10 protein-coding genes and 2 pseudogenes are annotated in these 9162 nt (G+C 60.6%); 6 read left to right on the plus strand and 6 right to left on the minus strand.

Annotated elements, in window-relative coordinates; genetic code table 11:
• The first annotated feature begins 5 nt into the window (after positions 1–5).
• Positions 6–1181: a succinyl-diaminopimelate desuccinylase gene (gene dapE, locus JCM25146_RS04965; protein ID WP_051544021.1), complete on the plus strand. Its 1176-nt coding sequence runs from the start codon at positions 6–8 to the stop codon at positions 1179–1181.
• On the plus strand, positions 1178–1801 hold the full coding sequence (locus JCM25146_RS04970; protein WP_025826318.1) for a hypothetical protein: 624 nt from the start codon (positions 1178–1180) through the stop codon (positions 1799–1801). Before dapE ends, JCM25146_RS04970 begins: the two co-directional genes overlap by 4 nt.
• A 50-nt stretch (positions 1802–1851) precedes the next feature.
• Here JCM25146_RS04970 and truA read toward each other — a convergent pair whose 3' ends face one another.
• The 3 genes and pseudogenes from truA to def form a co-directional block, all read right to left on the minus strand.
• The gene (truA, locus tag JCM25146_RS04975; protein WP_025826319.1) at positions 1852–2655 is read right to left on the minus strand and encodes a tRNA pseudouridine(38-40) synthase TruA; all 804 of its coding nucleotides are present in this window, start codon (positions 2653–2655) and stop codon (positions 1852–1854) included.
• A pseudogene (gene fmt / locus JCM25146_RS17335) lies at positions 2652–3658 on the minus strand (methionyl-tRNA formyltransferase). Before fmt ends, truA begins: the two are co-directional and overlap by 4 nt.
• An 18-nt stretch (positions 3659–3676) precedes the next feature.
• Positions 3677–4237: a peptide deformylase gene (def, locus tag JCM25146_RS04985; protein WP_025826322.1), complete on the minus strand. Its 561-nt coding sequence runs from the start codon at positions 4235–4237 to the stop codon at positions 3677–3679.
• Between the two features lie 249 nt (positions 4238–4486).
• Between def and JCM25146_RS04990 the strand changes: the two genes are divergently transcribed.
• Positions 4487–4987, plus strand: a complete 501-nt coding sequence (locus tag JCM25146_RS04990; RefSeq protein ID WP_025826324.1) for an Hsp20 family protein — start codon at positions 4487–4489, stop codon at positions 4985–4987.
• A 19-nt stretch (positions 4988–5006) separates the two neighbouring features.
• A complete protein-coding gene (locus JCM25146_RS04995; RefSeq protein WP_025826326.1) occupies positions 5007–5273 on the plus strand; it encodes a hypothetical protein in 267 nt (88 codons plus the stop codon).
• Between the two features lie 92 nt (positions 5274–5365).
• Here the strand turns inward: JCM25146_RS04995 and hpf are convergent.
• A pseudogene (gene hpf / locus JCM25146_RS17340) lies at positions 5366–5982 on the minus strand (ribosome hibernation-promoting factor, HPF/YfiA family).
• Positions 5983–6305: 323 nt separating this feature from the next.
• On the opposite strand from hpf, the gene JCM25146_RS05010 reads away from it, so the two are divergent.
• Positions 6306–6599, plus strand: a complete 294-nt coding sequence (locus tag JCM25146_RS05010) for a hypothetical protein (RefSeq protein WP_025826328.1) — start codon at positions 6306–6308, stop codon at positions 6597–6599.
• A gap of 23 nt (positions 6600–6622) precedes the next feature.
• Positions 6623–7492, plus strand: coding sequence for an MOSC domain-containing protein (locus JCM25146_RS05015; protein ID WP_025826329.1), 870 nt, complete (start codon positions 6623–6625; stop codon positions 7490–7492).
• 93 nt (positions 7493–7585) lie between these two features.
• On the opposite strand, the gene lptB is transcribed toward JCM25146_RS05015, so the two are convergent.
• Positions 7586–8407, minus strand: coding sequence for an LPS export ABC transporter ATP-binding protein (gene lptB, locus JCM25146_RS05020; RefSeq protein WP_025826331.1), 822 nt, complete (start codon positions 8405–8407; stop codon positions 7586–7588).
• 2 nt (positions 8408–8409) lie between these two features.
• The coding region (locus tag JCM25146_RS05025) for an LptA/OstA family protein (RefSeq protein WP_025826333.1) at positions 8410–9162 on the minus strand (753 nt) is incomplete at its 5' end.

Consider the following 9162-nt stretch of genomic DNA (forward strand, 5'->3'; position numbering starts at 1 on the left):
GACGTATGACAACAGGCACCACCGGAGCACTCCCCGCTGATCTGGCGCTGACAGACCCGGTGGCCGTGGCCCGGTTGCTTATTCGTCAGCCCTCGGTCACCCCCGACCCCGGTGCGTCCCAGCTTCTGCTTGGGGCCATGCTGGAGCGTATGGGGTTTACGGTCACGCACCTGCCTTTTGGCGAGGGTGCGGAGCGCACCCCAAACCTGTTTGCCCGTCTGGGTACAGGGGGGCCTCATATCTGCTACGCTGGGCATACGGATGTGGTCCCGGTTGGTCATGAGGCCGACTGGACATACCCTCCCTTTGCTGCCGAGATCGTGGATGGTGTGCTCTACGGTCGGGGTGCGTGCGATATGAAAGGCGGCATAGCCGCCTGTGTTGCTGCCATTGCCCGCCGGGTGAACACCGGTCTGGGCCATGGTTCCATCAGCCTGCTGATTACGGGGGATGAGGAAGGCCCGGCCACCTATGGCACCCAGAAGGTGCTGGAGTGGATGGCCGTACAGGGCCAGATACCTGACTACTGTCTGGTAGGGGAGCCAACAAACCCCCAGACACTAGGCGAGATGGTCAAGGTCGGCCGCCGTGGCAGCCTGAACGCCCGTATTGTTGTTGAAGGCACGCAGGGGCATGTGGCCTACCCGCACCGTGCGGACAATCCGGTACATCGTCTGCTTGCCGTGCTTGATGCCCTGCGGGCGACGCCACTGGATCATGGGTCGGAATATTTTGAATCTTCCAGCCTGCAGGTAACCAGTCTGGATGTGGGCAATACCGCCTCCAATCTTATTCCTGCCCGTGCGGAAGCGCGGCTGAACATTCGCTTTAACGACCTGCATACAGGCGCTGCCCTTCAAGGCTGGATTGAAACTGTATGCGCCCAGCACGCGCCGCGTGCGTGTGTTGAGAGCAGGATTAGCGGTGAGTCGTTTTTTGCTCCTCCGGGTCAGGAGATGGCGGTGCTGCAACAGGCCATTACAGATGTAACGGGGCTCACCCCCAAACTGGATACGGGGGGTGGTACGTCGGATGCGCGCTTTATTGCCCGTTACTGCCCGGTTGCGGAGTTTGGTCTGGTCGGGGCGAGTATTCACAAGGTGGATGAACATGCAGCGGTTGCTGACATGGAAAAACTGACCCGGATTTATGAGGCCTTCTTTAAAGGGGTAGGGGTGTGATTCCACAGACAGGCAAGTTGGGCGCAGTGCGGCGCATAATACAGGGTATGCTGCTGCTTGCGGGTGGCAAGCGGGAGGGGCTGGCTTATTTTGAAGGCACGCCCGATGCTTTTGGCGCAGCACTAGCCCCGCAGATGGCCTGCATACTGGTGGGCGGCGTGCAGATTTTTCTGCTGCCGGACAAGGTCATGTCTGCCACCAAGCTACTGCTTTCCCTGTGCGTGCTGTTTCTGCCTGCTGTAGTCTCCCATTTTTACGCCCAGCGCTGGGGGCGTGGTGCGCTCTGGCTGCGCTATATCACGGCAGCAACGTGGTGCGGCTGGGTTGTGGTGCTGATCTGTTTGGCCTGTGCGCTTATCGCTGCGGTGTTTACGCCCGATATTGCCCGCCAGCAGGCTTTTATTGGTGCTCTGGCCCTGTGTGCTGCGGCGTATGAGCTATGGTTGCAGTGGTTTGTGGCCAAGGTGGGGTTGGGTGTGTCCGGCGCTCGGGCGGCTCTGCTTTACGTGTCCATTCTGCTTGCGTCCATTACGCTCTATGGGCTGGCCGCACTGTTGCCCCCGCATTACATGGTTATCACGGATCTGCTTCAGCCGATGGTGAACATTAAAAGCAACTGAGCGCAGCAGCCCCGATATGCCAGAGCATGGCATGTGGGGCGGCCTTGAACTCAGGTGCTGTTACGGGCTGGTGGGTGTGCCAAACGGATCGGTTCATACCCGACCCCGGTCAGGTACAATCCGTCAGGCGGGGCCGTGGGGCCTGCGGCACTGCGGTCACATGCAGCAAGGGCATGGGCCACCCGTTCTGGCTCCCATGCGCCGGTGCCAACTTTTTTGAGCGTGCCGACCATATTGCGGACCTGATGGTGCAGAAAAGACCGCGCCTTGGCAACAACATGCACCTCATCCCCCACACGTGTAATGTCCAGCTGGTCCAGCGTGCGAATGGGGCTGTTGGCCTGACAGGCTACGGCGCGGAACGATGTAAAGTCATGCTGTCCAAGCAGGCATGTGGCCGCCTCTTGCATGCGCAGCACGTCCAGCGGAGATTTGACGTGCCAGACATGGCCCTCGGCCAGAGCAGGCCGTGTGCGCCGGTTGAGAATGCGGTAGCGGTACGAGCGCCATGTGGCGGAAAACCGCGCACTCCAGTCCAGACTGACTGGTGCGGCATCCAGCACCACGATAGCGTGGGGTTTAAGGTGGTAGCTCAGTCCCTCACGCACGGAGTAGCTGGAAAAGCGGACATCCGCGGGGAAGTCCAGATGGGCGACCTGTGCCAGAGCATGCACGCCCGAATCCGTGCGCCCCGCTGTAATGCTGGATACAGGCCTGCCACCGGCAAGGCGAAACGCCGCTTCTTCCAACAAAGCCTGCACGGACAGGCCTGAGGCCTGCTTCTGCCAGCCGACAAGGCCGCGTCCGTCGTATTCGAGTTGAACGGCCCAGCGCTGAATGGCGGGCTTGGTCATGGGGTATTGCTGCCGGGGGCTTGGGTACCAAGGCATGTGCCTGCGGGCAGGGCCTGCCCGCGCAGGAAGCGTCTGCCTCCATCATGCCACGGCCGGGGCGTTGCAGGCTTGTCAGGCGAATAACCCCTTGGCCACACGCGACACTCAGACGTTCATCCAGTACCGTACCAGGGGGAGTGTTGGGGGGGCAAAGGGAGGTATCTGCCGCAATCACACCCGCCCCGATCTTGATAACCGTGCCGTCTGCCAGCGTGGTAAACGTACCTGGCCACGGGGTCAGCGCGCGGATCTGGCGGTCTATAGCGGTGGCGTCATGCGTCCAGTCGATCCGCCCATCCTCGCGCGTTAGGCGTGGCGCGTAGGTTACGCCGTCCTCTGGCTGGGTCTGGCGTGCGGGGCGTCCGGCATTCAGGCGGGCCTGATGGTCTGCCGCGTCGGGCGTTTGGGGCGGGAAGTCGGCAAGTACACGCAGCACCATGCTCCCGCCTAGCGCACTCAGGGCATCATGCAGGGTGGTGGCGGTTGTCTGTGCGGTAATGGGTACAGCCTCACGCAGCAGCATGGGGCCCGTGTCCAGCCCGGCCTCCATCTGCATGATGGTCACCCCGCTTTGCGTGTCGCCTGCCAGAATGGCACTCTGGATGGGCGATGCGCCCCGCCAGCGTGGCAGCAGGCTGGCATGGATGTTCAGGCAACCCAGCCGGGGTGCATCCAGCATGACCTGCGGCAAGATCAGCCCGTAAGCCGCAACAATGGCAGCGTCGGCCTTGAGCGCGGCAAACGCCTGCCATGCCTCGGGGTTGTTGCGCAGGCTCAGCGGGTGGTGGACCGGCAGGCCAAGTTCCTGTGCCGCCTGCTGCACGGGGGAGGCACGCAGGGCCTTGCCCCGCCCGGCTGGACGGGGCGGCTGGGAGTATACGGCAACAATCTCATGCCCTGCGGCATGGAGGGCCTTAAGGGCCGGTACGGCAAAATCTGGCGTACCCATGAACACAAGACGCATCGGGCGATGTTTTTCCACTTAGTTGCGCTTCAGGTCCTTGGCCAGACGGCGCAGGATCATGTTGCGGCGCAGGGCGGAAAGGTGGTCCACGAACAAAACGCCATCAAGGTGGTCAAGCTCGTGCTGCACGCAGGTGGCCAGCAGGCCGTCCACATCGCGCTCCTGTACCTGTCCGCTTATGTTCTGCCAACGAACGCGTACTTTTTCGGGGCGGACAACCTCGGCATACTGGCTGGGCAGGGACAGGCAGCCTTCCTCGCGCGTGCTCATTTCCTCTGTTTCGGCCACAATCTCGGGGTTAATCAGGATCATGGGGTCGCGCGTGTCTTTTTCACCCAGATCAATCAGGACAAAGCGCTGGCTCAGACCAACCTGCGGGGCGGCAAGTCCAATGCCGGGGGCCTGATACATGGCGGCAAACATGCCGGGCAGAATCTTTTGGATTTCGGCCATGTCTTCAGGTTTGACCAGTCTTGCCTTCTGGCGCAGCACGGGGTGCGGTGGCGTCAGGATGTTAAGAGGGGCGGCAGTGTCCGAGGCAGCGGAAAATGCGGCGTCTGTCAGGGCTGGGTGTGTCATACAGCCCGATTTAGCGTTCCGCTGTGGCGGATGCCAGAAGAAAACGGCATGAAAAGTGTTTGTGACACAAAAAATCTGTCTCCCGAGGGCCACAATATGGCATGCAAACCACACTGAGCCACGCCCCAGACCAGAATGAAGCGGGACACAGGGTTGCGTGTGCCTGCCTCTATCCCATATCGTGAAGAGACCGGATGCCGTGGCGGGTCCGGTTTTTATGTCTCGCTCAGGAAGGAGGAGGCTTGAACAATGTCAGGCAGGCTTTTTGGCTCGCCCATGTTTTTGGGTTTTGATCATCTGGAACAGATGTTGGAACGTGCCAGCAAGGGTTCGGGCGATGGTTACCCACCCTACAACATTGAGCAGATAGCCCCTAACGGCCTGCGCATTACTCTTGCCGTTGCCGGTTTCAGGATGGAAGACCTCCAGATCACGCAGGAGGACAACCAGCTTGTCATCCGTGGTCGTCAGGTGGAAGAGGGGGAGGAGCGGGTTTACCTGCACCGTGGTATCGCCTCCCGCCAGTTCCAAAAAGCGTTTGTGCTGGCCGAAGGGATAGAGATAGGCGGAGCCTGGCTGGATAACGGGCTTTTGCACATAGACCTCTTTCGCCCGCAGCCGGAGGTTCGGGTCAAACAGATCGAGATCATGCAAGGTGGGCAAAAGGGGCAGGTTGCCCCGGCATCGGGCGTCAAGCCCCGCCCCACGCCACGAATGCTGCATCCGGTTATGGATGTGGATGGTCGTTAAAACCCGGAAGGAGGACGCAATGAAAAGCAGCATGCAGGGTGGTTACATGCCAGCTGGTCTGCCGCAGGCCGAACGTGTGGCAGATGTGCGGCAACTTTCCGATATGCAGTTCCGCTCCCTTGGGCTGAGCAAGGTTGCCTACACCCGCCCCGCCACCATGGATGATGGGGAGGAAGGCTGCGCCATTTACGCCGCCGATGGGTCTTTGCTGGCCGTGGTGGATGATATGGAAACAGCATGGGGCGCCATTGTGCAAAATGACATGGTGCCTGCCTCTCTCCAGTAGGGGCAGTTCCGCTGGCTCAAAGAAAAAGGACCGGTTTGTGCCGGTCCTTTTTTGTTGGGGCATGCCATTGCGGACTGTGCCGGACGGGCTGCTTATGGGGCTGGTGCATCCAGCGGGGCGGTGTCCAGCCATCCGATGTTGCCATCATCACGCCGGTACACAAGCTGATGTGGCGGCTGGCCGTATTGCGGAATAATAGAAAATTCTGGCCTGCAAGGTCCAGCCGCATTACCGCCTCGCCCACGGACAGGACGGGAATGTCAGCGGGCTGCTCGGCAATAATGGTTGCAAAGGTTTCTTCCTCCTCCGTTTTTTTGGGGAGGGTGGGGCTGGCATCACCCGGTTCGTGGTCGTCTACGGGTTGCAAAACATAGGAACGGGCGCGTTCTGGCTGCTCCTGCCTTGTGGTGGAGCGGGCGTGGGTGGTTACGCGCTTGTGGTAACGGCGCAGGCGTTTGGCAATATGTTCGGCGGCGTCATCAAAGGCGGCGTTGGCGTCTGCGGCCTCGCCTTCTCCACGCAGGATCAGGCCACGGGCAGCCTTGACGTTGATGTCGCATGTGAAAAACGAGCGGGCTTTGCCAAAGGTGACCTGTGCCTGTAGCCCTGTGTCAAAATATCGTTCTGCAAGATTGCCCAGATGGGTGTTGACCCGATGTTTCAAGGCGTCGGAAAGATCAATCTGTTTACCGGAAACCTGAATATGCATAGGACAGCGTTCCTTGCGACTGGCAGGCGGGCCTGTCAAACCCGAATGGCGTTCGTGCCTGTCCGGACGGCATTGCGGGTTAACGGGTTTGCCTTTGTTACGTTGCAGGGCAAGCCTGCAACGCGCGTTGTGTATTTGGGCATGGGTGAGGTGTTTATGTCCATGCCTTTGTTACAGATATAATGCAGGGCTTTACCCCGAGGTTGCATGGCCAATAAGGACGGCGGAAATATAAAGCGCATGGCAGGCTTGTCGCCCGACCCGCCCTATGCCTACACAGGACGATAAACCTTTACGTGTTATAATCTGGATACCCGGCCACCATGCTTTTACGTTCCGCACCCCCCAAGGATATGCCTAAAATGCCCAATGGCTGGGGCTGGCAGATCAAGCTGGGGTGTCTGCTCGTTCTTGCAGGGGTGTATGGCGGCTTTATGTGGCATGTGACCCACCAGAAAATACGTCCCGTCATGGAACGGGTGGATATTCCCGTAACTGTTGTTGCGCCCCCCAAGCCACCTGCGCCACCGGCCCCTCCCATTGCCATGGAACCTGCGCCCCCGCTGGTTGCGCCTGCTCCTCCTGTCTTGCGAGGGAATGCCGCGCACCGGCCCTGAAAACCACAACGCAGAGGTATGGCGTGAGCGAACTGTGTGTCACCAGCCTGCATATTTACCCGGTCAAGGGGTTGCATGCTCTCTCTCCCCCAACCGCCATGGTCAGCCCGTGGGGGCTGGAGGGAGACCGCCGGTGGATGGTGGTGGATGCCACAGGGCGGTTTATAACCCAGCGCACCTGCCGTTCCATGGCCTTGATAACTCCCATCCCCACGGCGGAAGGGCTGACCCTGACCCGTGCAGGCATGCGGCCCTGTCCGGTTCGCTTTCCCGATCAGGAGTCCCCTGTGCTCCTGACCACGGTCTGGAAGGATCAGGTACAGGCGCGGGATGCAGGTGATCTGGCGGCGGCGTGGCTGGAGCAGGCGCTTGGGCAGCCGTGCCGTCTGGTGTGGATGCACCGGCCGGAGTTTGCCCGTATCCGCCATCTGGGAGAACAGGAACGCCCCGTCTCTTTTGCAGATGGATACCCGCTGCTTCTGGCCAACACGGCCTCTCTGGATGATCTGAACGCCCGCCTGCCTGCGGGGCAGTCTGTTCCCATGAGCCGGTTCCGGGCCAATATTGTGCTGGGAGGGCATATCCCTTGGGCGGAGGACGAGTGGCGGCGTCTGGCTATTGGCGATGGAGCCAATGGGGGTGGCGCTATTGTGCGTGTGCTCGCGCCGTGTTCGCGCTGCGTGGTCACATCCATTGATCAGGAGAGCGCGCAGGTGCCTTTCCCCAAGGAGCCTCTGGCCACGCTGGCCAGTTTTCGGCGCGCGCAGGGTGGGGTGATGTTTGCGCAGAACGCGGTTGTGGAAAAAGCCGGGCTGATTAGCGTGGGCGACCGGGTGAGTGTGCTGGAAGAAGGGGCTTCCAACCTGCTGGAAGTGCCGGGCAAACTGGCCTGAGTTGCCCGGAGGGCAACTGCTGGAAGGGGACAGAAGTACTGGGCCTGCTTACCTCAATGATGCTCTCCGTGCCTTGCGTCCGTCAGACGTGGGTCAGAGCGAGAAGCTGTCCCCCAGATAAACGCGGCGTACGTCCTCATGCGCCACAATTTCCTCAGGTACACCCTGCATCAGCACCTGCCCACTGTGCATGATGTAGGCGCGGTCAATCACTTCAAGCGTTTCGCGCACATTGTGGTCGGTAATCAGCACCCCGATCCCACGGTCCTTGAGGTGGGAAACAAGGTCGCGGATTTCACCCACCGCAATGGGGTCAATCCCGGCCAAAGGCTCATCAAGCAGGACGTAGTGTGGCTGGCTGGCCAGTGCGCGTGCAATTTCCAGTCGTCTGCGTTCCCCGCCGGACAGGGCGAGCGAGGGCGAGTGGCGCAGGCGGGTAATGCCAAACTCGTTCAGCAGCCCATCCAGCATGACCTGACGCTGGTCGGGGTCGGGTTCGACCACCTCCAGCGCTGCCATAATGTTCTGCTCCACGTTCAGGCCCCGAAAAATGCTGGCTTCCTGCGGCAGGTAGCCAATGCCAAGGCGTGCGCGCCGGTACATGGGGAGTTGTGTAATGTCCGCGCCATCAAGCGTAATGGTCCCGGTATCAGGCTGGACCAGCCCGACAATCATGTAAAAGCTGGTGGTCTTGCCTGCGCCATTGGGTCCGAGAAGCCCCACGGCCTCGCCCCGGTGCACCTCGATCGAGACATCCTTGACGACCTGACGCTTTTTATAGCTTTTGCCAATATTATGGGCGATCAGGCCATGGCCCGGCTGGTGTGGGGCGCTCAGGTCAACGGGTTCGGGGCCAAGACCAATGACCTCTTCTTGCACGATTTCCTCGGACGTCCAGTTTACTTCCCGGTTCATTGTTACTTCCTGTCCGATGTATCGCCATTGCTGGGTACCACCAGCCCACTGACCCTGTTGCCCGGACGCTCGGTCATGGTGGCAATACCTGTGTGCATGTTGATAATGGCCGCAGCCCCCTGAATCTGGTTTGGCCCACGTGTGATGTGCACATTGCCAACAATGCGGGCGATTCCTGTATCAGGCACATACACCCCGCGTTCGCCTGTTACAATTTCCGTCTGGGTGCGAACCCAGACATGGCCAAAAGCATTGACCTTTTCCAGCTTGTTCCCCCCCGAGGTCAAGGGATCGTCTGCTGTGTTGTCCGCTTTGGCTGTGGCAGGCGTGCCGGCCTGCGGAGGAGGGGCTGTTGGAGCGCTGTAGCCCACAAGAACATCGGCCCGAATCTGCCGGTGGTCGTTGGTGGTGACGGTCGCATTGCCCCGCCCGATGGAAATATGCTGCTGCGAATAATATTCCATGGAATCACGCGCGGTCAGCACATCCTGTGGCGTGGTCAGCCGCAGGGCCTTGCCGGTCATGACCAGAACAGCCTGATCCATATCATACACGGCCTTGTCCCCCCAGGCCTGATCGGTCTGGGTATAGATATGGACGTGGCCTATGGCTTCCAGCCGGTAAATTTCGTTCGCGCCGGAATCCTGCTCATCGCCTGCCTTGGTCTCTGTTGTGGTGGGCGCAGGGCTACCCGGCGCTGCCGTGCTGGCAGGTGGTGGTGGGGCGGTGGTCAGGGCTGGTTCGGCGGGCGGTGA

The organism is Acetobacter okinawensis JCM 25146, from assembly GCF_000613865.1.
GTDB classification, from domain to species: Bacteria; Pseudomonadota; Alphaproteobacteria; order Acetobacterales; family Acetobacteraceae; genus Acetobacter; species Acetobacter okinawensis.